We start from the raw sequence: 24732 nt of genomic DNA, 5'->3' as shown, positions 1-24732 counted from the left end.
CCCTGGAAAGTTGATCTGAGCTCTCAGTAAATATCAATACGGTTCTGACGAGCCGCTTACACACGGCGGGGGTGAACAGGGAAAGCAGACCCACGATCACCCCGCCCAGAGCCAGTTGCCAGGGCGGCGTAAGTTTGAGAGCAACAAATCCACGATGACTGGCGTTCATCAATGTTAACAACAGCGGTCCGCACAGACCTGCCAGCACACCTGTACTGATAATTAGCACATAGTCACCAGCCTGAACCGTCACTGAAAGTTGCACGCTGTAGAGTAACGCATCGCTATGATTAATAAGATTGCTAACCAGCAACGCCACGACGGCAGAAATAACCACCGGGCCGAGAGAGGCCAACATCATGGTGCCAAACAGCACTTCGGCTATAAATAAACTGCCAGCAAGCGGGGCGCGATAGGCTGCAGCCATTCCCGCAGCAGCTCCACAGGCGATCCATAATTTCCACTCCTGGCGTGGCGTAAAACGCTGAGCAAAACAGGAGGCGGCAAGGGCAGCTAAAAGAATCATCGCGCCTTCGCGACCAATTGCGCTGCCGCTGGTTACTACCAGCAAAGAGGCAAGCGATTTAACCAGGCTTGCTGCGTAATCGAACTGACCATCGGTTTGCAACGCCTCCATGTAATCAGTCGGCGCATGAGGGCGTTGCTGGGTAAATTTCTGCCAGCCCATCAGCAACAAACCGGCTGCCAGCCCACCGAGCGCAGGAGTTAGCAGTCGTCGCCACGGAGAAAGATTCGTCGCTGCATTGACCAGACTGCCGGAGTCATTATTGAGGAACAGCCACTCCAGTAGCAGCATCGCATGACGAAACCCGGCAACGGCAAAGGCTGCAAGAATACCGACTACTGTTGCGATAAGCAGACGGCGGAACATAGTGCGCAGATCCGGATAGATGTGTAGATGATGCATGAGCAGAAATGGACAATGAAACACGGGCATATTTTGCGGCAAAAGAGGCCAGCCGCAAAAGCAGTGCGTGCTTTAAGAGACAAAAACGTGACAATGTAACGTATTATTGCCGAATTGCGCGTCATTGTCGCCATCCGGCAATATTACGGCACCCTTATCGAAACAGTGGTTTAACCGCGACAGGGATCAACAGTTGTGATTGCCATTGCGCCAGCGTTAAGCGAGCCAGTTCACCCAGTGCACGGTAGAAAGGGTGTTCTGCTTTTTCGATAAAAACGTCGAGGAAACGTGTTGACCACGGAAAAAGGTGCCATGCCAACAATTCTTCGCATTCTGTCTGGCGACCATTCTCTGCCAACCACGCAGTCATTAACAGCAATGAACCAAAATGATCCTCAGGTTCGTTTTGCTTCATTTCAAACTGAATGCCTTTCTCGCGCATCCATTGACGAAGTGCCAATGTTGAATCGCCAAACAGCACAGATTCGCGATCCAGCCAGACCGACCCCCACGGTGGAGACGGTAGTGCCCACGGGCCGACAAACAAACGCTGCCAGGCCTGGGCTAGAGTCTCTTCACTCTGTGCCTGAAACGCCGTCACCAGCGGTGCTAATGACGCTTCTGGCAGCGGCCACTGAGTTTCCCAACCGTCGCTGGTGAGTACCGCAACCAGAGGTGCGGCTTCTGCACTCTCTGGAGCGTAATAAAACAGCGCGCCCAACACGCGCGCCGCGACAGAAAAATTATCTTGCTGTGAAAAATGGGTCATTCCTAACATCCTGAAATGTGCGAGGTAGCCCGCACCAATTTGTTAACCTGCAACAGCCATTCCAGGCGTCATGTGCAGGCCATAAAAGAGCGCACGCCCGATCATCTCACCGCCAAGTATGAGGATTATCCCCAGAGCAAGTCCGGCAACGTGAGGTTCATGGCGACGAATGAGCGGACAAAGCCAGCATCCAAGACCTGCGCATAACAATACCACACGCCAGACCTGTAGGGAGGCGTAATCGGGTATCAGTGCGCTGGCTTGTTGTACGGATGAGTGAATAGATGCCAGAGACGCACCTTGCAGCACAATCACCCCGGCACAAGCGATCAACGCCAGAACGCTAATGATGGCAAACGGTGTGGTATTAAACGTAACGCAGGCTGCCCGCAGAATTGCGGCAGCAAGTATTGGACCGCTCAACAATACCGTCAGGAAGAAAGCCAGCGTAGTGTAACCGTTATGCCAGGTTGGCACCGTGTCTATTTGATACACGCAGGTCATCATCCAGACGAAAATGACACCGAGCGCCATGCTGACAAGTAACCAGAGTTTACCCAACGCTTGGGGCATTTTACCGATGACCGCCACCAGCCACCATAAGCCGCCAACGGCAAAGAATATTGAACCGGCAGCAATCTCGTTACTCAGGCCGGAAGCGCCGATTCGATTCAGTGAGTTAAACGCCCGCAGTGGCGATCCCAGGTGCATGACAGAGGCAATAAACCCGATGCCCATCAACAGCCAGAAGAAAAACATGCCACGGACAATACGCTGACGGTCTGCGTCATTTTTGGCGGCGAACCAGCCAATTCCGCTAACAATCAGCGCGCCTACTACGCATTGGCCTAATACGGTAAAGATAACCAGTGGCCACTCATGCCATCCATTTCCCATTTTACACTTCCTCCGGATTAGCCAGATAACCAGTGGTATCGCCGGTCGGGCGGCTGTTGGCGTTAGGTTTGATAACGATATTGGGTTTTGTGAAATGCGCGCGCGGCAGTGGCGCAACGGCAGCCAGAGTACCGTGCTTCTGGCGCAGCTCTTCAATTGGACCGAACTCAAGTGCACGCAGCGGGCAGGATTCGACACATATGGGTTGTTTCCCCTCGGCGACGCGTGAATAACAACCATCGCACTTCGTCATGTGCCCTTTTTCAGCATTGTACTGTGGCGCGCCGTACGGACAAGCCATGTGGCAGTAGCGGCAGCCGATACAAACATCTTCATCAACCACCACAAAGCCATCTTCACGCTTATGCATTGCGCCGCTGGGGCAGACTTTTGTACATGCGGGGTCATCGCAATGGTTACAGGAGATGGAGAGATAATAAGCGAACACGTTCTGGTGCCAGACGCCATTATCTTCCTGCCAGTCGCCGCCAGCATATTCATAAATACGGCGGAAACTGACTTCCGGGCCAAGATCTTTAAAATCTTTGCACGCCAGTTCGCAGGTTTTACAGCCAGTACAGCGGCTGGAATCGATAAAAAATCCATATTGTGTGGTCATGGGCTACTCCTTAAACCTTTTCGATCTGGACAAGATTGCTGTGCGACGGGTTTCCCTTTGCCAGCGGTGAAGGGCGGTGAGAGGTCAGAATATTAATACTGCCGCCGTGATCGACCCGGTCACCAAACATATCCGCTTTAAGCCACGCACCTTGCCCGATGGCGGTAACGCCAGGCAGAATACGCGGAGTCACTTTTGCGGCAATCAGCATTTCTCCATTATTGTTAAATACCCGCACGGTATCGCCATGACGGATACCGCGAGCCTGAGCATCAATGGGGTTGATCCACACCTCTTGTGGGCAGGCCTGCTGTAACACATCAATATTGCCGTAGCTGGAGTGGGTACGCGCTTTGTAGTGGAAGCCCGTTAACTGCAGTGGATAGGTTTTCCGCAGGGGATCGTCCCAGCCATCAAAACCTGGGGTATACGCAGGAAGGGGATGAATAATTTCATCTTTTTTCAATTCCCAGGTATCTGCAATCTTCGCCAGTCGTTCAGAATAAATTTCGATTTTCCCCGAAGGTGTTTTCAACGGGTTTGCCTGTGGATCTTCACGGAATGCGCGGAAAGCGACGTAGTGTTCTTCCGGGCATTTTTTCTTAAAGATCCCGGTCGTTTTCATCTCCTCGTAGTCGGGCATCTCAGGGTTACGTTCCTTCGTTTTCGCATGGAGATATTTGATCCATTCATGCTGACTGCGACCTTCAGTAAAGGTTTGATAAACGTCTGGTCCTAAGCGTTTGGCGACTTCACTCAGCATCCAGTAGATGGGTTTGCGTTCAAATTTTGCTGAGGTTGCGGGTTGGGCGAGGATCACATAGCCCATATTCCCTGCAGATTCATGAGAGATAAGGTCTTCTTGCTCTGTTGGCATCAGGTCGGGCAACAGGATATCGCAATACTTAGCCGAGGCGGTCATGAAGTGGTCAATACCAACAATCATCTCGCACTTGCTTTCATCCTGAAGTACCTCATGGGTGTGATTGATGTCGCCATGTTGATTGATCAATGTGTTACTGGCGTAGCACCATAAAAACTTGATGGGGACGTCCAGTTTTTCTTTTCCACGAACACCATCACGGATCGCGGTCATTTCCGTGCCATGGTCGATGGCATCTGTCCATGTAAAGACGGAAATCTGCGTTTTAACCGGATTCTCAAGCATCGGGAACCATTCTACCCCCAGATCCCAGCTACCTTCGCGTACACCTGAGTTGCCGCCATTTATACCGACGTTACCGGTGAGCACGGAAAGCATGGCAATAGCACGGGACGTTTGCTCGCCGTTGGAGTGTCGTTGTGGCCCCCAGCCCTGACAAATATAAGCAGGTTTTGCTGAACCGATCTCTCGTGCCAACTGGATAATTTTTTCTGCCGGAATGCTGGTGATTTTTGCTGCCCATTCCGGCGTTTTAGCTGTGCCATCAGGCCCTTTGCCCAGAATATAGGCTTTATAATGTGCATTACGTGGTGCGCTGGCGGGCAGCGTTTTTTCATCGTAACCAACACAATATTTGTCAAGAAATGGCTGATCGACCATGTTTTCAGTAATCAGCACCCAGGCAATCGCACAGGCCAGTGCGCCATCGGTGCCCGGGCGTATGGGCAGCCACTCATCTTCACGCCCGGCAGCAGTGTCGTTATAACGTGGATCGATGACGATCATGCGTGCGTTTGAACGCTCGCGGGCTTGCTCGACGTAGTAAGTGACGCCACCGCCGCTCATCCGCGTTTCCGCAGGGTTATTTCCGAACATAACGACCAGCTTCGTATTGGCGATATCATCCGGACTGTTGCCATCATTGGCACCGAACATATAACTCATTGCGGCACTGATCTGAGCGGTACTGTAGCTGCCATAGCGACTGAGAAAACCACCACAAGAGTTCATCAGACGGTACGGGACGTTTGAGTTGGTGATGTTTCCACCATCTACGCCTGTTCCGTACAGAACATGTACAGCCTCATTGCCGTAATCTTTAAGGATCCGCCGAAGATTATCACTGAGGATATCCAGGGCTTCGTCCCAACTTATCCGTTCAAATTTACCTTCACCACGCTTGCCGACGCGTTTCATGGGATATTTCAACCGATCAGGATGATTCATCCGTCTGCGGATGGAGCGTCCGCGTAAACACGCTCGAACCTGATGATTACCGTAGACGTCGTCACCCGTCGTATCAGACTCCACCCAGTACACGGTGTCATCTTTTACGTGCAAACGTAACAGACAGCGGCTCCCGCAGTTAACGGTGCAGGAACTCCAGATCGCTTTCTCTTCTACTGGTGCCTCTGCCGCTCGGACCATTTGGGAAAATGGCAGCGTGAAAGCACTGCTTGCCAGCGCGAGACTGCTAAGAGCAGAGGTTTTCATCAGACTTCTACGGCTGATTTCAGCCGACATGAGCGCCTCTGTGGTATGGATTTTCATCATTGCTCTCTTATTGCTTTTCAAACAAAATGCCATGCCAAAATTTATGGTCGTAGTGGGTTATATTTTTTCGATCTCGACCAGATTAGTGTGCTGCGGGTTTCCCTTCGCCAGTGGTGAAGGGCGCAGAGTGGTTAGCGTATTCACACAGCCGCCGTGGTCGATTTTATCGCCAGACATATCGGCTTCGTGCCAGGCTCCCTGGCCCATAGCGCTAACCCCAGGAAGAATGCGTGGTGTCACTTTGGCGGGGAGCCGAACTTCGCCACGACGGTTAAACACCCGCACCATATCGCCGTTGGCAATCCCGCGCTTCTGCGCATCAATAGGGTTAATCCACACTTCCTGACGGCAGGCTGCCTTCAGGACGTCAATGTTGCCGTAGGTCGAGTGAGTACGGGACTTGTAATGGAAACCAAATAGTTGCAGTGGGAAGGTACTCCGTTCAGGGGCGTCCCAGCCTTCGAAGGTTGAGGCATAAACCGGCAGTGGGCTTATCACTTCGTCCTTTTCCAGTTCCCAGGTACGGGCGATTTCTGCCAGCTTGCTGGAATAAATTTCGATCTTACCGGAAGGCGTTTTAAGTGGATTTGCCTCGGGGTCGTCACGAAATGCTTTGTAGGCGACAAAATGACCATTGGGATCTTTACGCTTATAGATACCCATTTTTTTCAGTTCGTCGTAAGACGGTAACGCCGGATCTTTGGCAAGCATTTTGGCGTACAGATGTTGTAACCATTGTTCCTGAGTGCGCCCTTCAGTGAACTTTTGATAGACGTCAGGTCCAAGTCGTTTCGCGACTTCACTCAGGATCCAGTAAATCGGTTTGCGCTCGAATTTTTCGCTGGTGACTGGCTGGAGGAAAATGAGATATCCCATGTTACCGGCGTAGTCGTTAGGAATAATATCTTCCTGCTCAACGGTCATCAGGTCTGGCAGCAGAATGTCGGCATATTTTGCCGATGAGGTCATAAAGTTTTCGATGACCACAATCATTTCGCATTTCGATTCGTCCTGCAGAATTTCATGCGTTTTGTTGATGTCAGAATGCTGATTGACGAGGGTATTTCCCGCGTAGTTCCAGATGAATTTAATGGGCACATCCAGTTTATCTTTGCCACGAACACCGTCGCGGGTTGCCGTCATTTGGGGGCCATGATCGATAGCATCTGTCCAGCTGAAGCAGGATATTGACGTTTTGACCGGATTATCCAGCACCGGCAGGCGTTCTATCGTAATCGTATAAGTCGATTCACGTGCGCCACTATTCCCGCCACTGATGCCGACATTGCCCGTCAGAATAGGCAACATAGCAATAGCGCGTGCGGTCAGCTCGCCGTTTGCCTGGCGTTGCGGCCCCCACCCCTGGCAGATATAGGCTGGTTTTGCTGTGCCGATTTCACGCGCCAGTTTGATGATACGGTCCACCGGGATACCGGTGATCTGTGAAGCCCACTGCGGCGTTTTCGCTGTTTTATCGTCACTTTCACCAAGAATATAGGCTTTATAATGACCATTTTTGGGGGCATCTGCGGGTAAGGTTTTTTCGTCATAACCGACGCAGTATTTATCGAGAAAAGGTTGATCAACGAGATTTTCGTTAATCAATACCCAGGCAATTCCCGCCACCAGCGCAGCGTCGGTGCCCGGGCGAATAGGAAGCCATTCGTCTTCACGACCGGCAGCCGTGTCGGTATATCGCGGATCGATAACAATCATTTTGGCGTTCGATTTCTCGCGCGCTTTTTCAAGAAGATAAGTGATACCACCGCCGCTCATGCGGGTTTCTGCCGGGTTGTTACCAAACATCACGACCAGTTTGCTGTTTTCAGCTGTTGCCATCATTACTGCCGTAGGTGTAGGGCATGGCACAGGAAATTTGCGCGGTGCTGTAGGAGCCATACTGGTTGAGCGAACCACCGTAGCAGTTCATCAGGCGTTTGACCGCCGAGGCTGACGGCGAAGAGCGAGTCATATTGCCGCCAACAATCCCCGAAGAGTACTGAATATATACAGCCTCATTGCCATATTGTTCGACGGTTTTTTTCAGGATACTGGCGATAGTATCCAGGGCTTCATCCCAGCTAATCCGTTCGAATTTGCCTTCGCCGCGTTTGCCCACGCGTTTCATTGGGTAATTCAAGCGATCGGGATGATTAATGCGCCGACGGATGGACCGACCGCGCAAACAGGCGCGTACCTGATGGTTGCCATACTCGTCGCTGCCGGTGATGTCAGTTTCCACCCAGGTCACTTCATTATCTTTAACATGTAGACGAAGTGCACAGCGGCTACCACAGTTGACGGAACAAGCACCCCAGACCACTTTTTCGCTGGCCTGTTGTACCGCTGCCGCTGCACTGCGCAGGGTGAACGGTAAAGAAAAACCGCCTGCAGCCAGCGCCAGAGAACCTATCGCGGTAGATTTAACGAGTGTTCTGCGGCTGATGCCCACCATTTGTTCATTTTTGGACATAACTCACCCCCTGTTCTTTATCATTATATAAATGCTTATATATTGAATATTTAGCGTGCTAACAACAGAGGAAGTCTACCTATTTGGGGTTAATAATTATTAATCCATATCAATAGAGGGTATGAGTAATAAGATGGGATTATGTTGTATGTTCAAATCGCCGGACCTGTCGTATCCGGCGTTCAGTCGATAATGTGTTACTGCGGTTCGGCAGGCGATCCATCCTGGGTAGACTGCGTGGGGGCAGACACGTTACCGCTGGTGGTGCGGGTGTAGAGAATTTTATGCGTATCATTAGCGCAATGCCCGACGACCTGGGAATCAGGCTGATCAACCTGGTCATTGGGTACAATACTTAACGTGAAGCTGCTTTCGGGTACGCCATTATTGATAATGCGCTGTGATATATCGCTCTTTATGCGTTCACAGGATCCCGGTGCGGCGAGTACCGCGGGTGAGGCGAGGGCGAGCATAAGCGCAGCACAGTAAATTGAGATTTTCATCATAAGCTCCTTACGCGAAGATAACGTCTCTAAGCATAGCATTTAACGTGTAAAGTACTGTATTTGCTACTCTGATTGAGAATCATCTCTACTGTCTGGTGATTGCTGTGAAATACAAATTACTGCTATGCTTATTCGCGATATTACTCACAGGATGCGACCGCACAGAGGTAACACTTTCATTTACCCCTGAGATGGCCAGTTTCTCTAACGAATTCGATTTTGATCCGCTGCGTGGTCCGGTAAAAGATTTCACTCAGACATTAATGAATGAGCAAGGTGAAGTGACGAAACGAATTAGATTATACGGCAGTTACTTTACTGAATAATCAACAGGTTGGTAATGTAAAACAGAGCTGTGAATATGACAGTCACGCCAATCAGGTGGACTGTCATCTCATCATTGTTGATGAGGGAGTAAAACCCGCCGTCGAACAGGTTTACACCATCAAAAACACCATCGATTATTATTAATGCTATTGTGCGGTCGGCTTCAGGAGAGTCTGCCCCGGTGTTTTGTGCTCTGCCAGATACTGATGCTGGAATATGCACATACGAATGGCATTACGATATTGACCATTAATAAAGAACTCATGCATCAATTCACCTTCAACCGTAAAGCCAAGCTTGCGGTAAATGTGAATCGCTTTTTCATTCTCTTTATCGACGATCAGATACAGCTTATAGAGATTGAGAACGGTGAAACCATAGTCCATTGCTAATTTCGCTGCGCGGGTTGCCAGACCTTTCCCCTGATATTCCGGGGAGATAATTATCTGAAATTCTGCGCGGCGATGAACATGGTTAATTTCCACCAGCTCCACCAGACCCGCTTTTTTGCCGTCACATTCCACCACAAAGCGCCGTTCGCTCTGATCGTGAATATGCTTATCATACAGATCAGAGAGTTCAACAAAGGCTTCGTAGGGTTCCTCAAACCAGTAACGCATCACACTGGCGTTATTGTCGAGCTGATGTACATAGCGTAGATCTTCACGCTCCAGCGGGCGTAACTTAACATTGTGGGCGCCTGGCATAACGTGTCCTTACATTCCTTATATCAATAACAGGTTAGGGGGTAATAACGCGGCCAGTTCGACGGTCCAGGCAGCGCAAAGTATTCGGCTCCCAGTAGGCATTGAGGTTGGCGCTTTGCTCGCATTTATCGCGGTTATCAAATGCGGCGTCGGCTTTATCCCACTCTTTTTCAGCGCGTTTATTCACTTTCTGACGCAGATTGCGCGTGTCATTCCATTGCTCTTTTTCCATCGTGGCGTGCTGGCGGCTTTGCGCACTATCGCCAGATTCAATCACCAGTTTGTTAGTTTCGGCATGGGCCGTTGTGCTCAATGCCAGTGCGCAAGGCAGCATAAATGCGAGCAGACAGATTCTTTTGTGGAGAGTTATTTTCATGATTCATTCTCTGTATGAATGATTAAAGGCGATTCTACACCATCCGCTGCGAACGCAAAACGTAACGGGAGAATGTTTATATTGATGATATTATGACGTCCTATAACTATACATGATGTCAATAAGTGACAAAGATGATTAAAACAACGTTACTGTTTTTTGCTACAGCGCTGTGTGAAATTCTTGGATGTTTTCTGCCCTGGTTGTGGTTAAAACGAAACGCCAGTATCTGGCTGTTGCTTCCGGCAGGGATTTCACTGGCGCTGTTTGTCTGGTTATTAACGTTGCATCCTGCGGCGAGTGGTCGAGTTTACGCGGCTTATGGTGGTGTTTATGTCTGCACGGCGTTGATTTGGCTGCGAGTCGTGGATGGCGTGAAGTTAAGTCTTTATGACTGGACGGGGGCGTTGATTGCGCTTTGCGGCATGTTGATTATCGTTGCGGGCTGGGGGCGTGCATAAGGACATAAATCCATTTTATCAATAAGATACAAGGAAGAGTTCGCTGGCAAAAAGTATTCTGTTTCATCTTTTGTCAACCATTCACGGCGCAACTATGCGCCTTTTTTGTGATCACTCTGGCTTTTTTTGATCTTCATACTTGTATGGTAGTAGCTCAGTTGCGTAGATTTCATGCATCACGACAAGCGATGCAAGGAATCGAACATGAAGATCGTAAAGGCTGAAGTTTTTGTTACCTGTCCGGGGCGTAATTTCGTCACCTTAAAAATCACCACTGAGGACGGTATTACGGGCCTTGGAGATGCCACCCTCAATGGACGTGAGCTTTCTGTGGCCTCTTATTTGCAGGATCACCTTTGTCCGCAACTTATAGGCCGCGACGCCCATCGTATCGAAGATATCTGGCAGTTTTTCTATAAAGGTGCTTACTGGCGTCGTGGGCCGGTCACTATGTCGGCCATTTCAGCTGTTGATATGGCGCTGTGGGACATTAAAGCCAAAGCTGCCAACATGCCGCTTTACCAGTTACTCGGCGGCGCGTCTCGTGAAGGGGTGATGGTTTATTGCCATACCACTGGTCACAGTATTGATGAAGCTCTGGATGATTATGCCCGTCATCAGGCGCTGGGATTCAAAGCCATCCGCGTGCAGTGCGGAATCCCTGGTATGAAAACCACCTACGGCATGTCGAAAGGTAAAGGTCTGGCTTATGAACCCGCAACCAAAGGACAGTGGCCGGAAGAGCAGTTGTGGTCGACGGAGAAATATCTCGATTTCATGCCGAAATTGTTCGACGCAGTACGTAACAAGTTTGGTTTTAATGAACATTTACTGCATGACATGCACCATCGCTTAACGCCTATTGAAGCGGCGCGCTTTGGTAAAAGCATTGAAGATTATCGCATGTTCTGGATGGAAGACCCGACGCCTGCGGAAAACCAGGAATGTTTCCGTCTCATTCGCCAACATACCGTTACGCCAATCGCGGTGGGTGAAGTCTTCAACAGCATCTGGGACTGCAAGCAACTGATTGAAGAGCAACTCATCGATTATATCCGCACCACGCTGACCCATGCAGGTGGCATTACCGGCATGCGCCGAATTGCCGATTTTGCTTCGCTGTATCAGGTACGTACTGGCTCACACGGTCCTTCCGATTTGTCACCTGTCTGCATGGCTGCGGCGCTGCACTTTGATCTGTGGGTCCCCAATTTCGGTGTCCAGGAATACATGGGCTATTCCGAACAAATGCTCGAAGTCTTCCCGCACAACTGGACTTTCGATAACGGATATATGCATCCGGGAGACAAACCGGGTCTTGGCATCGAATTCGATGAAAAGCTGGCGGCGAAATATCCCTATGAACCCGCTTATCTGCCAGTCGCACGTCTGGAAGATGGCACGTTGTGGAACTGGTAAGGAGTAAGATAATGAAAAGCATATTAATTGAAAAGCCGAATCAACTGGCGATTATCGAACGTGAAATACCCACCCCTTTAGCGGGTGAAGTACGAGTAAAAGTGAAACTTGCCGGAATTTGTGGTTCAGATAGCCATATTTATCGTGGGCATAATCCTTTTGCGAAATATCCGCGCGTCATTGGTCATGAATTCTTTGGCGTCATTGATGCAGTGGGTGACGGCGTGGAAAGCGCCAGAGTCGGTGAACGTGTTGCTGTCGATCCGGTGGTCAGCTGTGGGCATTGCTATCCGTGCTCTATAGGTAAACCGAACGTTTGTACGACACTGGCTGTATTAGGTGTGCACGCTGACGGTGGTTTCAGTGAATATGCTGTGGTTCCGGCAAAAAATGCGTGGAAAATTCCTGAAGCAGTGGCCGATCAATATGCGGTGATGATCGAACCTTTTACCATTGCGGCTAACGTTACCGGACATGGTCAACCGACTGAAAATGATACCGTTCTGGTTTACGGTGCCGGTCCAATCGGCCTGACGATCGTGCAGGTTTTAAAAGGCGTTTATCACGTTAAAAATGTGATTGTTGCCGATCGCATTGATGAACGACTGGAAAAAGCGAAAGAGAGCGGGGCAGACTGGGCGATTAATAACAGCCACACACCGCTTGGCGAGATTTTTACTGAAAAAGGCATCAAGCCGACATTAATTATCGATGCAGCTTGTCATCCTTCTATCTTGAAAGAGGCCGTAATGCTGGCTTCACCGGCGGCTCGTATTGTATTGATGGGTTTCTCCAGTGAACCGTCTGAAGTGATTCAGCAAGGAATTACCGGAAAAGAACTTTCTATTTTCTCTTCACGCTTAAATGCAAATAAATTCCCGGTCGTTATCGACTGGCTAAGTAAAGGGTTAATTAAACCAGAAAAATTAATTACCCATATGTTTGATTTCCAGCATGTTGCTGATGCCATTAGTTTATTTGAACAGGATCAAAAACATTGCTGCAAAGTCTTACTCACTTTTTCTGAATAATACCAATAACGGCGAGTAAGTAGTACGCATCTTACCTCTTTTTTAGAGATAACCATTATGACAATAGAAAAACACGAAAGAAGCACTAAGGATTTAGTGAAAGCAGCAGTATCGGGATGGCTGGGCACTGCGCTTGAATTTATGGATTTCCAGTTATATTCGCTCGGCGCAGCGTTAGTGTTTCATGAAATATTTTTTCCGGAATCATCAACGGCAATGGCGTTAATTCTGGCAATGGGAACCTACGGAGCAGGTTATGTGGCACGTATTGTCGGAGCATTTATTTTCGGCAAAATGGGCGACAGAATAGGGCGTAAAAAAGTGCTTTTTATTACCATCACCATGATGGGGATCTGTACCACCTTAATTGGTGTATTGCCGACCTATGCGCAGATTGGTGTTTTTGCGCCAATCTTGCTGGTGACGCTGCGTATTATTCAGGGGCTGGGGGCAGGCGCGGAAATTTCCGGTGCCGGTACGATGCTGGCAGAATATGCGCCAAAAGGTAAGCGCGGAATTATCTCCTCATTTGTGGCTATGGGGACTAACTGTGGCACGTTGAGCGCAACGGCAATCTGGGCCTTTATGTTCTTCATTCTCAGCAAAGAGGAACTGCTGGCGTGGGGATGGCGTATACCGTTCCTGGCGAGCGTTGTCGTAATGGTCTTTGCAATCTGGTTGCGTATGAATCTGAAAGAAAGCCCTGTCTTTGAGAAGGTTAACGACAGCAACCAACCGACAGCAAAACCTGCACCTGCCGGTAGCATGTTCCAGAGCAAATCCTTCTGGTTGGCAACAGGGCTGCGTTTTGGTCAGGCGGGTAACTCTGGTTTAATTCAGACTTTCCTCGCTGGCTATTTAGTGCAAACGCTGTTGTTTAATAAAGCGATCCCGACAGATGCATTGATGATCAGTTCGATTCTCGGCTTTATGACCATTCCATTCCTCGGTTGGTTATCCGATAAAATTGGTCGCCGGATCCCGTATATTATTATGAATACTTCAGCGATTGTGCTGGCGTGGCCAATGCTTTCTATCATCGTAGATAAAAGCTATGCCCCGAGCACCATTATGGTTGCACTGATTGTGATTCATAACTGTGCGGTGCTGGGATTATTTGCTCTTGAAAACATTACCATGGCAGAAATGTTCGGCTGTAAAAACCGTTTTACCCGGATGGCCATTTCTAAAGAAATTGGTGGTCTTATCGCTTCCGGTTTTGGTCCTATCCTTGCGGGTATTTTCTGCACCATGACGGAATCCTGGTATCCGATCGCCATAATGATCATGGCATATTCAGTGATTGGTTTAATCTCTGCGCTAAAAATGCCAGAAGTGAAATACCGTGATTTAAGTGCGCTGGAAGACGCCGCTGAAGATCAACCGCGAGTTGTAAGAGCTGCGCAACCTTCAGGAAGCCTGTAAATCCTCAATCCCTTCTCTTACTGGAGAGGGGATTTTTTATTTATATAACAGAACATGTAGCTTGCCATAGTGAAATTTAAGGAATTGTTATGGGAAATAATTTGTTATCAGCAAAAGCGACGCTCCCTGTTTATGATCGTAATAACCTGGCCCCAAGAATTGTTCATTTAGGCTTTGGTGCATTTCACCGTGCGCATCAGGGCGTGTATGCCGATATTCTTGCTACGGAACATTTCAGTGACTGGGGATATTATGAGGTCAACTTAATCGGTGGTGAACAACAGATTATCGATCTAAAACAGCAAGATAATCTTTATACCGTTGCGGAAATGTCGGCTGATGCGTGGACGGCTCGCGTCGTTGGCGTCGTTAAAAAAGCCCTGCACGTGCAAATAGATGGTTTAGAAACCGTGCTGGCTGCGATGTGTGAACCGCAAATCGCGATTGTCTCTCTGACAATTACTGAAAAAGGGTATTTCCACTCTCCGGCGACCGGACAGTTAATGCTCGATCACCCGATGGTGGCCGCTGACATGCAAAATCCCCACCAGCCGAAAACAGCAACAGGGGTGATTGTCGAGGCGCTGGCTCGCCGTAAAGCGGCTGGACTTCCCGCATTTACAGTCATGTCATGTGACAACATGCCAGAAAACGGTCATGTTATACGTGACGTTGTCACCTCCTACGCGCAAGCCGTCGATGTAAAACTGGCACAATGGATCGAAGAAAACGTGACTTTTCCATCAACAATGGTGGACCGTATTGTGCCCGCAGTGACAGAGGATACGCTGGCGAAAATCGAACAACTTACCGGTGTGCGCGATCCGGCAGGCGTTGCCTGTGAACCTTTTCGCCAGTGGGTAATAGAAGATAACTTTGTTGCCGGACGTCCGGAATGGCAAAAGGCCGGTGCTGAACTGGTTAACGATGTACTGCCTTATGAAGAGATGAAGTTGCGTATGCTCAATGGCAGTCATTCATTCCTGGCGTATCTGGGTTATCTTGCCGGATATCAGCACATTAATGACTGCATGGACGATGAACATTATCGTTATGCGGCGTATGCCTTGATGTTGCAGGAACAAGCGCCGACGCTGAAAGTGCAGGGCGTTGATTTGCAAGATTACGCTAATCGATTAATTGAACGCTATAGCAACCCGGCACTACGTCATCGGACCTGGCAGATTGCGATGGATGGCAGCCAGAAATTGCCGCAGAGGATGTTGGATTCTGTTCGCTGGCATCTGGCACATGACAGCAAGTTCGATCTGCTGGCGCTGGGCGTCGCGGGGTGGATGCGTTATGTCGGCGGTGTTGATGAACAGGGAAATCCGATTAAAATCAGTGATCCACTGTTACCGGTTATTCAGAACGCTGTACAAAGTAGCGTCGAAGGGAAAGCGCGCGTGCAGTCATTGTTGGCGATTCAGGCGATATTTGGTGATGATTTACCAGATAATGCTTTGTTCGTTGCAAAGATAACGGAAGCGTACTTGTCTTTGTTAGCGCATGGCGCGAAAGCGACCGTGGCGAAATATTCCGTGAAGTAAAAAAAGCAATGCCGCCATCGGCGGCATTCACACGCTTAGTTCATGCCGAGACGAATCAGGTCCATAGGTGCCAGTTTCTCTTCACAACCTTCAACAACTACGGTTTTTCCGCGGCGGATTTGCTCAGCGGTCAGACCTTCAGTATCAATCGACAGGATCTTGCCAGTGTGACCGGTGCCGCTAACCATAATACGGCTGCCAGTGGTGATTGCGTTACGGTTACGATCGTAGGTCGTCATAGGTGTTTTCTCCTTTCTGATGTACAGTCGAAGCCCACGTAACGGGCGCAATATAAATACTCCTGCCGAGTGAAATATTTTTTGTTTTTGATCAAGCTCACATCTTTTTTGACGCTTGCATGAGCCATAAGGCGAGGGGGAAAGACTCTCACCCCGGACGGGATGAGAGGACATGAATTACTCTTCGCTAAACCAGTCGCTGTTTTCCTGGCGGATCTGGCGCACGGATTCGCTGATTTCCTGCAAGTGTTGCGTCATTGCACGTTCTACCGCATCGCCATCACGTTTTTGCAGGGCAGAGAAAATATCGATATGCTGGCGTAACAGCATTTCTGGTGGAGAAACGTGGTCGAAACTCATATAGCGCACGCGATCAACGGTCGCTTTCAGGTTCTCGATGGTATCCCACGCCAGTTGACAGTCGGCAATTTGAGTCAGGAGTTGATGGAAGTTGTCATCAAGTTCAAAAAAATCATCCAGTTGCTTGCGCTCAATAGCAATGCGTTGCTGGTGAAGATTTTGTTCCAGTTGGTAGCACTGGCTTTCGGTAATCATGCTTGCCGCCCGACGCGCCACCGCGCACTCAATGGCCTGACGGATAAAACTGCCGTTGCGCACCTGGGTCATGGAAATTTTGTTGACGTAGCTGCCACGCTGAGGACGAATTTGAATCAGGCCGTTTTCGGCCAGTTTAATAAAGGCTTCACGAACTGGTTGGCGTGACACATTGAAACGAACAGAAACTTCTTTCTCCGACAACGGCGTGCCCGGTGCAATCAGGCAATGGACAATGTCGCGGCGAAGAATACGATAAATCTGCTGATTGACAGGCTGTGTGGGATTAAGTTGTGTTTCGACGGTCATTCGTTCTTGCTTGTGAGTGAGTTAACTGCATGAGTCTATCACTTTTTTGTGACGAGCAATAACCCGGCAGTTACGCCGGGTATAAAAATTATTGACGGTGGACATTCAGTCCGGCATAGCTTTGTGTAACCGGCATCATTTCCAGAGTATTGATATTGACGTGAGCAGGCAGCGTAGATACCCACCAGACAGCTTCGCTGACATCTTCTGGTGTCAGTGCAACGGTGTTTTGATAGGTTTTTTCGGCTTTACCGTCATCGCCTTTAAAGCGGACATTGGAAAACTCGGTGCCACCCACCAGACCCGGTTCGATGTCGGTGACGCGCACCGCCGTACCATGTAGGTCCGTACGCAGATTCAGGCTGAACTGACGAACAAACGCTTTTGTCGCACCATAAACGTTACCACCGGCATACGGCCAGCTGCCTGCCGTTGAGCCAATGTTAATGATATGACCATGATTACGTTCAACCATGCCCGGTAAGACAGCGCGCGTCATATATACCAGGCCTTTGTTGTTGGTATCAATCATCGTTTCCCAGTCTTCAACGCTGGCTTTATGTGCAGGCTCCATGCCCAACGCCAGACCGGCATTGTTTACCAGGATATCAATATTGCCCCACTCGGCTGGAAGGGATGCCAGCATCTCTTCAATAGCGGCGCGGTTGCGAACGTCCAGTTGGGCAATGTACAGATTATCTCCCAGTTCGTCTTTTAGCTCCTGCAACCGCTCCTGGCGACGGCCAGTGGCGATAACTTTATGCCCTTGTTGAATAAAACGACGAGTAATGCATTCACCAAAACCTGCCGTTGCTCCAGTTACTAAAACGATCATCTCACTGTTCCTCAACGATTTTGTGTGTCAATAACATAGCACGTGATGCTTAAGAGCGGGTAATACTGGTTTGCAAGATTGCACTCCGTTATCAGTAAGCCTACGCTATGGAACACCTCGCGTTCAGGAGAAGAAAATGACAACAATGAATCCTTTCCTTGTGCAAAGCACACTCCCGTATCTGGCTCCCCATTTTGATCAAATTGCCAATCATCACTATCGCCCGGCATTTGATGAGGGAGTGCAGCAAAAGCGGGCAGACATTGCCGCCATCGCGCTTAACCCGCAAACACCTGATTTCAATAATACTATTCTGGCACTGGAGCAGAGTGGAGAACTGCTGACCCGCGTTACCAGTGTTTTTTTTGCGATGACCGCGGCGCATACCAATGATGAATTACAGCGTCTTGATGAACAGTTTTCCGCTGAACTGGCAGAACTGGCTAATGATATCTATCTGAACGGTGAATTATTCGCGCGGGTAGATGCTGTCTGGCAGCGCCGTGAGTGCCTGGGGCTTGATAGTGAATCCATCCGCCTGGTGGAGGTGATTCATCAACGTTTTGTCCTTGCCGGAGCCAAACTTGCACAAGCTGATAAAGCAAAATTAAAAGTACTGAATACAGAAGCGGCGACCCTGACCAGCCAGTTTAGCCAGCGGTTACTGGCAGCAAATAAATCCGGCGGTCTGGTTGTGAACGATGTCGCGCAACTGGCGGGAATGAGTGAGCAAGAGATTGCGCTGGCAGCAGAGGCGGCTCGCGAGAAAGGTCTGGATAACAAATGGCTTATTCCGTTGCTTAATACCACCCAACAACCGGCGCTTGCTGAAATGCGCGATCGTGCGACGCGTGAAAAACTGTTTACGGCGGGCTGGACACGAGCGGAAAAAAATGATGTCAATGATACCCGCGCTATCATTCAACGGCTGGTGGAGATCCGTGCACAGCAGGCGACATTACTTGGTTTTCCCCATTATGCTGCATGGAAAATCGCCGATCAGATGGCAAAAACGCCAGAGGCGGCACTCAACTTTATGCGGGAAATTGTTCCGGCGGCGCGTCAACGGGCGAGCGATGAATTAGCCTCTATACAGGCAATTATCGATAAGCAGCAGGGCGGGTTTAGCGCTCAGCCGTGGGACTGGGCATTTTATGCGGAACAAGTACGGCGGGAGAAATTTGATCTTGATGAGGCGCAGCTCAAGCCATATTTCGAATTAAACACGGTGTTGAATGAAGGTGTATTCTGGACCGCGAATCAGCTCTTCGGCATTGAGTTTGTCGAACGTTTTGATATTCCTGTCTACCACCCTGATGTTCGTGTGTGGGAAATTTTTGATCATAATGGTGTGGGGTTGGCGCTATTTTACGGTGATTTTTTCGCCCGTGATTCAAAAAGCGGCGGTGCATGGATGGGCAATTTTGTTGAGCAATCAACACTTAATGAAACGCACCCGGTAATTTATAACGTCTGCAATTATCAGAAACCTGCCGCTGGTGAGCCTGCGTTGTTACTCTGGGATGATGTAATAACCTTATTCCATGAATTTGGTCATACGCTGCACGGTCTGTTTGCCCGCCAGCGCTATGCCACGCTTTCCGGCACCAACACGCCGCGTGATTTTGTCGAATTTCCGTCGCAAATCAATGAACACTGGGCAACGCATCCGCAGGTGTTCGCTCGCTATGCCCGACATTATCAGAGCGGGGCAGCAATGCCTGACGAACTGCAACAGAAGATGCGTAATGCCAGTTTGTTCAATAAAGGGTATGAGATGAGCGAATTGCTTAGCGCCGCACTTCTCGATATGCGCTGGCACTGTCTGGAAGAAAACGACGCAATGCAGGATGTCGATGATTTCGAATTGCGAGCGCTGGTGGCAGAAAATATGGCTCTTCCCGCTATACCGCCGCGCTATCGCAGCAGTTATTTCGCCCATATTTTTGGTGGTGGATATGCCGCAGGTTATTACGCTTATCTGTGGACGCAAATGTTGGCTGATGATGGTTACCAGTGGTTTGTTGAGCAGGGTGGATTAGCGCGTGAAAATGGGCAACGTTTTCGCGAGGCGATCCTTTCCAGAGGAAACAGCGAAGATCTGGAACGCCTGTATCGTCAATGGCGTGGAAAGGCACCCCAGATTATGCCGATGCTACAGCATCGTGGCCTGAACGTTTAAAAATCACCAGTGGCTGGCCTGGAAATATCGCCAGACCAGCCAGGTTATAGCAGTAATTGCAGCAGTTGGGCCAGGGCAAACCTCACCGGAAGAAATTGCGGTATGTTTATTGGCGAACAAAACGTGATTAACCGAGTTTAAGCTCCGTTTAACATTCATTGAGAAAAGTGATGCTACTGTGTCAACGATCCGTTATCAGTGCAGGAAAATGCCTGTTAGCGTAAAAGCAAAACACAAATCAATCCATGCAAGCATTCACCGCCGGTTTACTGGCGGTTTTTTTTCGCCATCATAAAAATCAGGCCCCTTGCATTCGAAGTATAGCGGCTTATTTGCGCATTCATGCCGGCGTAACCGGCGACTAACGAATCAGCTGTTAAAGAAAAGTAAATTCAGCTAAGTTGATTACTTACAAAAGATGAAAGTTCAGAGGCGGTAGAATGTCGCGAAAAGATGGGGTGTTGGCGCTACTGGTAGTGGTCGTATGGGGGCTAAATTTTGTGGTCATCAAAGTGGGGCTTCATAACATGCCTCCCCTGATGCTGGCCGGTTTGCGCTTTATGCTGGTCGCTTTTCCGGCCATCTTTTTTGTCGCACGACCGAAAGTACCGCTGAATTTGCTGCTGGGGTATGGTTTAACCATCAGTTTTGCGCAGTTTGCCTTTCTCTTCTGCGCCATTAACTTTGGTATGCCAGCTGGACTGGCCTCACTGGTGTTACAGGCACAGGCGTTTTTTACTATCGTGCTTGGCACGTTTACTTTCGGTGAGCGACTGCATGGCAAACAATTTGCGGGGATCGCCTTAGCGATTTTGGGTGTACTGGTGCTCATCGAAGATAGTCTGAACGGTCAGCATGTGGCGATGCTCGGCTTTATGTTGACCCTGGCGGCAGCATTTAGCTGGGCGTGTGGCAACATCTTCAATAAAAAGATCATGTCGCACGCAACGCGCCCGGCGGTGATGTCGCTGGTAATCTGGAGCGCATTAATCCCGATTATTCCTTTCTTTGTTGCCTCGCTGATTCTCGATGGTTCCGCAGCTATGATTCACAGCCTGGTCACTATCGATATGACCACCATTTTATCTCTGATGTATCTGGCGTTTGTAGCGACAATCGTCGGTTATGGGATCTGGGGGACGCTGCTTGGACGCTATGAAACCTGGCGGGTTGCACCGTTATCGTTACTGGTGCCCGTTGTAGGACTGGCAAGTGCGGCACTATTGTTGGATGAACGCTTAACGGGTCTGCAATTCTTCGGTGCGGTGCTCATTATGACCGGACTGTATATCAATGTATTTGGCTTGCGGTGGCGTAATCTCATCGCCAACAATGGCGAAAATATTTGAGACTTCAAAAAGATATTGCGGAGATGTCAGGCTCTGTGATTAGAGCCTGACAATAACTACATAGCGTGTTGATTATAATAGGGCACGCCGAGAGCATCCGACTTATCACTGCCAGTCTCCATGTGATTTAAAGCAAACGGTGGTTGTTCCTGCGATGGGGGAACAACCACTACATTGCCACAGGAAGTAACAACCGGCTGCGTGGTTTGTTCCGCAATGCTCTGCGCGGAAAAGAGAATAAGCACAGTTGCCATTGCGGATAAAAGGGGTTTCATGATTGCCTCAGTGACGTTGTCACGTTTTAATTAGCTAGTGTAATGATTCAGTGGATGTAAAAAGCGCGAGTCGCCCTGAATATTAGCCATTCGGTATTTATGCGGTGGAACATCAAAATAGTTTTTGAAGGTTCGGGTCAGGGTTTGCTGGGACTCGAAACCATACCGTTCTGCCAGATAGAGTATCGGCTCGTTACTTTCCTTCAACTTTTGCGCGATTTCTGTCATCTTACGGCTGCGGATGTATTGGCCTAATGAATGGCCAGTTTCTTTTTTAAACATCCGTTGCAGGTGCCATTTGGAGTAGCCCGAACGCTCTGACACTTTCTCCAGTGACAGTGGCGATTCCAGGTTGTCCTCGATCCAGTCCAAAATGCTATGAATGGTAATAGCGTCAGTATTGCGTCTGGACATCGTCATACCTCTTTTTTTGTTTACGGCAGGACTTTCTTAAGCAAATGCTCAAGCGTTGCCACTTCGTCTGCCGTCAGGTTTTTTGTTAATTCTTGATGCAGGTCCTGGCCAACTAATTGATGGCATTGTTCACATATTGCCGCGCCGCTGTTGGTAAGTTTTACCAGTACGCCGCGCTTGTCATTCGGGTTCGGCAACCTTTCCACCCAGCCTTTACAGACCAGGCGATCCAGCATACGGGTTAGTGCCCCCAGGTCGACCGACAATACTTTTTTCAGTTCGACCGGTGTTATGCACGCCGCGCAGCGGATAGAGCAGAGCACCTTAAACTGTGCCGCGGTAATATCCAGCGGAGACAGATAATCGTTAAGCAGGCGATCTTTCTTCTGATTAACCATATGGATTAAGTGACCCAATGGAATAATTTCATTGAACAGATCGCTGGTACTTTTCACATTAGTTGCCCTGGCAAGTAATTAGTTGCAGTGGATAATATTGCCCAGGAAAGTATAAGTCAAATGAATGAATTGGCCGATGCCACGTTTTGCTAAATCGGTTTAAGTTTTGGTCAATTCGATGCAAGGTTAGCTAAAGAGTGACACTTTATGCTTGTTTACCCCTTATACTTTTCGCTGATAACCCGGATGCACAGGATAACAACTACCAATGTTAGATTTGTTTAAAGCAATTGGCCTGGGGCTGGTGGTGTTACTGCCGTTAGCTAACCCATTAACGACTGTCGCGTTATTTCTTGGCCTGGCAGGCAACATGAACAGTGCCGAACGTAATCGTCAGTCGTTGATGGCCTCAGTGTATGTATTTGCCATCATGATGGTGGCGTATTACGCCGGGCAACTGGTGATGGATACATTTGGCATTTCGATTCCCGGTCTGCGAATTGCAGGCGGCTTAATCGTCGCGTTTATCGGTTTTCGGATGCTCTTTCCTCAACAGAAAGCGATTGACTCACCTGAAGCGAAAAGCAAGTCGGAAGAGCTGGAAGATGAGCCTAGTGCCAATATCGCTTTTGTCCCCCTCGCAATGCCAAGCACCGCGGGTCCAGGAACTATTGCGATGATTATTAGCTCGGCGTCCACTGTGCGTCAGAGTTCAACCTTCGCTGATTGGGTTCTGATGGTTGCGCCGCCGCTGATCTTTTTCCTGGTGGCGGTCATTTTGTGGGGAAGCCTGCGCAGCTCTGGCGCAATTATGCGGCTGGTGGGCAAGGGGGGAATTGAAGCTATCTCCCGCCTGATGGGATTTCTGCTGGTATGTATGGGCGTGCAGTTTATTATTAACGGCATCCTGGAAATCATTAAAACGTACCATTAAAAAGGCCCGAATGGGCCTTTCAACTATTGTGCCTGTTCTTCGAGTGTCACTGGCCAGCGGCGAAAAATGATGATCGACCATATCAACGCAGCGAGAGCGGGCACCACACCCACACAACCAATCATCGACATTGACCAGTGCAGACTCACCTGATTACCCAGCAACGCGCCAGCACCGATACCAATATTAAATATGCCGGAGAATAGCGCCATCGCAACATCGGTGGCATCTGGAGCCAATGCCAGCACTTTAACCTGCATACCAAGCCCGATGATCATCATCGCGATCCCCCAGAAAATACTCAGCACCCCGAGGTGTATTTCACTGTTCGCCGCAGGTAGCAGCAGTGCCAGGCATACCAGCAACAGCGCAATCGCTGTGCTCACCAACGTAGACGCATATTGATTGCCCAGTTTACCGAAAATCACGCTGCCAATAATGCCCGCACCACCGAGTAATAACAGTAATGCCGTGGCAAAGTTGGCACTGAATCCCGCAATGTTTTGCACAAAAGGCTCGATATAGCTGTATGCCGTGTAATGGGCGGTGACAACCACCACCGTTAATAAATAAATGCTCATCAATGCCGGGCGGTGGAACAATAGCGGGAGGCTTTTCAATGAGCCAGAATGTTCACTGGGCAGTAAGGGAAGTAACTTAATCAGACACAAAAGGGTGATAAGCGCCCCGATACCGATCGCGAAGAAAGTCATTCGCCAGCCAAAATACTGCCCCACAATGCGCCCGAGAGGTAAACCTAATACCATTGCCAGAGCTGTACCGGTGGCAATTAAACTTAATGCCTGTGCTCGCTTCCCGGCTGGAGCCATACGGATCGCCAGAGACGCTGTAATCGACCAGAAAATCGCATGTGCAAAAGCCACACCAATGCGACTGATCACAAGAACGGTAAAGCTCCACGACAAAAACGACAGTACATGGCTGGCAATAAACACCATAAACAGGCAGATCAGTAATTTGCGCCGTTCAACCTGGCTGGTCATTAGCATAAAAGGCAATGACATTAGCGCCACTACCCATGCATAAATGGTCAACATAATGCCAACCTGAGCGGTTTGCATATGAAAACTTTGCGCAATGTCCGAGAGCAGGCCAACGGGGACAAATTCGGTGGTGTTGAAGATGAAGGCGGCGACTGCCAGCGTAACGACCCGTAGCCACGCCACTTTGCGGGAATCAGTGTTTATAGTCATAATAGATTATCGGGAGAGTTGCGAAAAAGTGATGAAATGATCTTAAAACGGTTAATGCAGTGAGTACAATGTATTTGTGATCTGGATCGCATTTTGCCGCTTC

Annotated in this window: 23 protein-coding genes and 3 pseudogenes; 9 read left to right on the top strand and 17 right to left on the bottom strand. The window is 49.3% G+C overall.

Annotation, left to right across the window (positions count from 1 at the left end):
- From clcB to A7090_RS15160, 7 genes and pseudogenes are all read right to left on the bottom strand, one after another.
- A partial coding sequence (clcB, locus tag A7090_RS15190) for a voltage-gated ClC-type chloride channel ClcB (protein WP_241957275.1) occupies window positions 1-928 on the bottom strand: 928 nt, incomplete at its 3' end.
- Window positions 929-1082: 154 nt separating this feature from the next.
- Window positions 1083-1697, bottom strand: a complete 615-nt coding sequence (gene dmsD / locus A7090_RS15185; RefSeq protein WP_105274649.1) for a Tat proofreading chaperone DmsD — start codon at window positions 1695-1697, stop codon at window positions 1083-1085.
- Window positions 1698-1739: 42 nt separating this feature from the next.
- Complete coding sequence (gene ynfH / locus A7090_RS15180; RefSeq protein WP_105274648.1) at window positions 1740-2594, bottom strand: selenate reductase membrane anchor subunit YnfH; 855 nt, start codon at window positions 2592-2594, stop codon at window positions 1740-1742.
- A 1-nt stretch (window position 2595) separates the two neighbouring features.
- Window positions 2596-3213 carry a DMSO reductase like molybdoenzyme iron-sulfur subunit YnfG gene (gene ynfG / locus A7090_RS15175; RefSeq protein WP_000213028.1) on the bottom strand — a complete coding sequence of 206 codons (618 nt, stop codon included), beginning with the start codon at window positions 3211-3213 and terminating at the stop codon, window positions 2596-2598.
- Between the two features lie 10 nt (window positions 3214-3223).
- Entirely contained in the window at window positions 3224-5647 is a 2424-nt protein-coding gene (gene ynfF, locus A7090_RS15170; protein ID WP_105274647.1) for a selenate/tellurate reductase subunit YnfF, read from the bottom strand.
- Between the two features lie 60 nt (window positions 5648-5707).
- Window positions 5708-8123 (bottom strand): annotated as a pseudogene (gene ynfE, locus A7090_RS15165) (selenate/tellurate reductase subunit YnfE).
- Between the two features lie 197 nt (window positions 8124-8320).
- Window positions 8321-8626 carry a DUF1161 domain-containing protein gene (locus A7090_RS15160; RefSeq protein ID WP_105274646.1) on the bottom strand — a complete coding sequence of 102 codons (306 nt, stop codon included), beginning with the start codon at window positions 8624-8626 and terminating at the stop codon, window positions 8321-8323.
- A 107-nt stretch (window positions 8627-8733) separates the two neighbouring features.
- On the opposite strand from A7090_RS15160, the pseudogene A7090_RS15155 reads away from it, so the two are divergent.
- A pseudogene (locus A7090_RS15155) lies at window positions 8734-9100 on the top strand (YnfC family lipoprotein).
- Between the two features lie 2 nt (window positions 9101-9102).
- On the opposite strand, the gene speG reads toward A7090_RS15155, so the two are convergent.
- Window positions 9103-9663 carry a spermidine N1-acetyltransferase gene (gene speG, locus A7090_RS15150; protein ID WP_105274645.1) on the bottom strand — a complete coding sequence of 187 codons (561 nt, stop codon included), beginning with the start codon at window positions 9661-9663 and terminating at the stop codon, window positions 9103-9105.
- A 34-nt stretch (window positions 9664-9697) separates the two neighbouring features.
- Window positions 9698-10039 (bottom strand): DUF1283 family protein, encoded by a 342-nt coding sequence (locus tag A7090_RS15145; RefSeq protein ID WP_105274644.1) that lies wholly within the window; start codon window positions 10037-10039, stop codon window positions 9698-9700.
- Window positions 10040-10173: 134 nt separating this feature from the next.
- Between A7090_RS15145 and A7090_RS15140 the strand changes: the two genes are divergently transcribed.
- The 5 genes from A7090_RS15140 to A7090_RS15120 all read left to right on the top strand — a co-directional run bounded on the left by A7090_RS15140 (window position 10174) and on the right by A7090_RS15120 (window position 15925).
- On the top strand, window positions 10174-10500 hold the full coding sequence (locus A7090_RS15140; protein ID WP_105274643.1) for a YnfA family protein: 327 nt from the start codon (window positions 10174-10176) through the stop codon (window positions 10498-10500).
- Between the two features lie 204 nt (window positions 10501-10704).
- Window positions 10705-11919 (top strand): starvation-sensing protein RspA, encoded by a 1215-nt coding sequence (rspA, locus tag A7090_RS15135; protein ID WP_105274642.1) that lies wholly within the window; start codon window positions 10705-10707, stop codon window positions 11917-11919.
- Between the two features lie 11 nt (window positions 11920-11930).
- A complete protein-coding gene (locus A7090_RS15130; RefSeq protein WP_105274641.1) occupies window positions 11931-12950 on the top strand; it encodes a Zn-dependent oxidoreductase in 1020 nt (339 codons plus the stop codon).
- 57 nt (window positions 12951-13007) lie between these two features.
- Window positions 13008-14375, top strand: a complete 1368-nt coding sequence (ydfJ, locus tag A7090_RS15125) for an MHS family MFS transporter YdfJ (RefSeq protein ID WP_105274640.1) — start codon at window positions 13008-13010, stop codon at window positions 14373-14375.
- Window positions 14376-14464: 89 nt separating this feature from the next.
- Window positions 14465-15925: a mannitol dehydrogenase family protein gene (locus A7090_RS15120; RefSeq protein WP_105274639.1), complete on the top strand. Its 1461-nt coding sequence runs from the start codon at window positions 14465-14467 to the stop codon at window positions 15923-15925.
- Between the two features lie 35 nt (window positions 15926-15960).
- On the opposite strand, the gene ydfZ is transcribed toward A7090_RS15120, so the two are convergent.
- From ydfZ to ydfG, 3 genes are all read right to left on the bottom strand, one after another.
- Window positions 15961-16164 (bottom strand): putative selenium delivery protein YdfZ, encoded by a 204-nt coding sequence (gene ydfZ, locus A7090_RS15115; RefSeq protein WP_105274638.1) that lies wholly within the window; start codon window positions 16162-16164, stop codon window positions 15961-15963.
- Between the two features lie 177 nt (window positions 16165-16341).
- A complete protein-coding gene (gene rspR, locus A7090_RS15110; protein WP_105274637.1) occupies window positions 16342-17028 on the bottom strand; it encodes a DNA-binding transcriptional regulator rspR in 687 nt (228 codons plus the stop codon).
- Between the two features lie 88 nt (window positions 17029-17116).
- Window positions 17117-17863: a bifunctional NADP-dependent 3-hydroxy acid dehydrogenase/3-hydroxypropionate dehydrogenase YdfG gene (gene ydfG, locus A7090_RS15105; RefSeq protein ID WP_105274636.1), complete on the bottom strand. Its 747-nt coding sequence runs from the start codon at window positions 17861-17863 to the stop codon at window positions 17117-17119.
- 136 nt (window positions 17864-17999) lie between these two features.
- On the opposite strand from ydfG, the gene dcp reads away from it, so the two are divergent.
- Complete coding sequence (gene dcp, locus A7090_RS15095) at window positions 18000-20045, top strand: peptidyl-dipeptidase Dcp (RefSeq protein WP_105274635.1); 2046 nt, start codon at window positions 18000-18002, stop codon at window positions 20043-20045.
- Between the two features lie 255 nt (window positions 20046-20300).
- Here dcp and mgtT read toward each other — a convergent pair.
- Window positions 20301-20357, bottom strand: a pseudogene (gene mgtT / locus A7090_RS27285) (protein MgtT); the annotation flags it as partial.
- Between the two features lie 128 nt (window positions 20358-20485).
- Between mgtT and eamA the strand changes: the two are divergent.
- Window positions 20486-21394, top strand: coding sequence for an O-acetylserine/cysteine exporter (gene eamA / locus A7090_RS15090; protein ID WP_105274634.1), 909 nt, complete (start codon window positions 20486-20488; stop codon window positions 21392-21394).
- A 56-nt stretch (window positions 21395-21450) separates the two neighbouring features.
- On the opposite strand, the gene marB is transcribed toward eamA, so the two are convergent.
- Genes marB through marR form a run of 3 tightly spaced genes read right to left on the bottom strand, consistent with a single transcriptional unit; the run spans window position 21451 to window position 22538 of the window.
- Entirely contained in the window at window positions 21451-21669 is a 219-nt protein-coding gene (gene marB, locus A7090_RS15085; RefSeq protein ID WP_105274633.1) for a multiple antibiotic resistance protein MarB, read from the bottom strand.
- A 30-nt stretch (window positions 21670-21699) separates the two neighbouring features.
- A complete protein-coding gene (marA, locus tag A7090_RS15080; protein WP_105274632.1) occupies window positions 21700-22083 on the bottom strand; it encodes an MDR efflux pump AcrAB transcriptional activator MarA in 384 nt (127 codons plus the stop codon).
- 20 nt (window positions 22084-22103) lie between these two features.
- A complete protein-coding gene (gene marR / locus A7090_RS15075) occupies window positions 22104-22538 on the bottom strand; it encodes a multiple antibiotic resistance transcriptional regulator MarR (RefSeq protein ID WP_105274631.1) in 435 nt (144 codons plus the stop codon).
- Between the two features lie 211 nt (window positions 22539-22749).
- On the opposite strand from marR, the gene marC reads away from it, so the two are divergent.
- On the top strand, window positions 22750-23415 hold the full coding sequence (gene marC / locus A7090_RS15070) for an NAAT family transporter MarC (protein WP_000885033.1): 666 nt from the start codon (window positions 22750-22752) through the stop codon (window positions 23413-23415).
- Between the two features lie 23 nt (window positions 23416-23438).
- Here marC and ydeA read toward each other — a convergent pair whose 3' ends face one another.
- Complete coding sequence (gene ydeA, locus A7090_RS15065) at window positions 23439-24629, bottom strand: L-arabinose MFS transporter (protein WP_105274630.1); 1191 nt, start codon at window positions 24627-24629, stop codon at window positions 23439-23441.
- Window positions 24630-24732 lie beyond the last annotated feature (103 nt).

Source organism: Escherichia sp. MOD1-EC7003 (assembly GCF_002965065.1).
In the GTDB taxonomy this organism is placed as follows: Bacteria; Pseudomonadota; Gammaproteobacteria; order Enterobacterales; family Enterobacteriaceae; genus Escherichia.
This window is presented reverse-complemented; position numbering and strand designations above follow the sequence as displayed.

What these genes read in the sequence shown, in the direction of transcription:
- dmsD (WP_105274649.1), bottom strand. Translation starts at nt 1,697, where the DNA reads ATGACCCATTTTTCACAGCAAGATAATTTTTCTGTCGCGGCGCGCGTG.
- ynfH (WP_105274648.1), bottom strand. Translation starts at nt 2,594, where the DNA reads ATGGGAAATGGATGGCATGAGTGGCCACTGGTTATCTTTACCGTATTA.
- ynfG (WP_000213028.1), bottom strand. Translation starts at nt 3,213, where the DNA reads ATGACCACACAATATGGATTTTTTATCGATTCCAGCCGCTGTACTGGC.
- ynfF (WP_105274647.1), bottom strand. Translation starts at nt 5,647, where the DNA reads ATGAAAATCCATACCACAGAGGCGCTCATGTCGGCTGAAATCAGCCGT.
- A7090_RS15160 (WP_105274646.1), bottom strand. Translation starts at nt 8,626, where the DNA reads ATGAAAATCTCAATTTACTGTGCTGCGCTTATGCTCGCCCTCGCCTCA.
- speG (WP_105274645.1), bottom strand. Translation starts at nt 9,663, where the DNA reads ATGCCAGGCGCCCACAATGTTAAGTTACGCCCGCTGGAGCGTGAAGAT.
- A7090_RS15145 (WP_105274644.1), bottom strand. Translation starts at nt 10,039, where the DNA reads ATGAAAATAACTCTCCACAAAAGAATCTGTCTGCTCGCATTTATGCTG.
- A7090_RS15140 (WP_105274643.1), top strand. Translation starts at nt 10,174, where the DNA reads ATGATTAAAACAACGTTACTGTTTTTTGCTACAGCGCTGTGTGAAATT.
- rspA (WP_105274642.1), top strand. Translation starts at nt 10,705, where the DNA reads ATGAAGATCGTAAAGGCTGAAGTTTTTGTTACCTGTCCGGGGCGTAAT.
- A7090_RS15130 (WP_105274641.1), top strand. Translation starts at nt 11,931, where the DNA reads ATGAAAAGCATATTAATTGAAAAGCCGAATCAACTGGCGATTATCGAA.
- ydfJ (WP_105274640.1), top strand. Translation starts at nt 13,008, where the DNA reads ATGACAATAGAAAAACACGAAAGAAGCACTAAGGATTTAGTGAAAGCA.
- A7090_RS15120 (WP_105274639.1), top strand. Translation starts at nt 14,465, where the DNA reads ATGGGAAATAATTTGTTATCAGCAAAAGCGACGCTCCCTGTTTATGAT.
- ydfZ (WP_105274638.1), bottom strand. Translation starts at nt 16,164, where the DNA reads ATGACGACCTACGATCGTAACCGTAACGCAATCACCACTGGCAGCCGT.
- rspR (WP_105274637.1), bottom strand. Translation starts at nt 17,028, where the DNA reads ATGACCGTCGAAACACAACTTAATCCCACACAGCCTGTCAATCAGCAG.
- ydfG (WP_105274636.1), bottom strand. Translation starts at nt 17,863, where the DNA reads ATGATCGTTTTAGTAACTGGAGCAACGGCAGGTTTTGGTGAATGCATT.
- dcp (WP_105274635.1), top strand. Translation starts at nt 18,000, where the DNA reads ATGACAACAATGAATCCTTTCCTTGTGCAAAGCACACTCCCGTATCTG.
- eamA (WP_105274634.1), top strand. Translation starts at nt 20,486, where the DNA reads ATGTCGCGAAAAGATGGGGTGTTGGCGCTACTGGTAGTGGTCGTATGG.
- marB (WP_105274633.1), bottom strand. Translation starts at nt 21,669, where the DNA reads ATGAAACCCCTTTTATCCGCAATGGCAACTGTGCTTATTCTCTTTTCC.
- marA (WP_105274632.1), bottom strand. Translation starts at nt 22,083, where the DNA reads ATGTCCAGACGCAATACTGACGCTATTACCATTCATAGCATTTTGGAC.
- marC (WP_000885033.1), top strand. Translation starts at nt 22,750, where the DNA reads ATGTTAGATTTGTTTAAAGCAATTGGCCTGGGGCTGGTGGTGTTACTG.
- ydeA (WP_105274630.1), bottom strand. Translation starts at nt 24,629, where the DNA reads ATGACTATAAACACTGATTCCCGCAAAGTGGCGTGGCTACGGGTCGTT.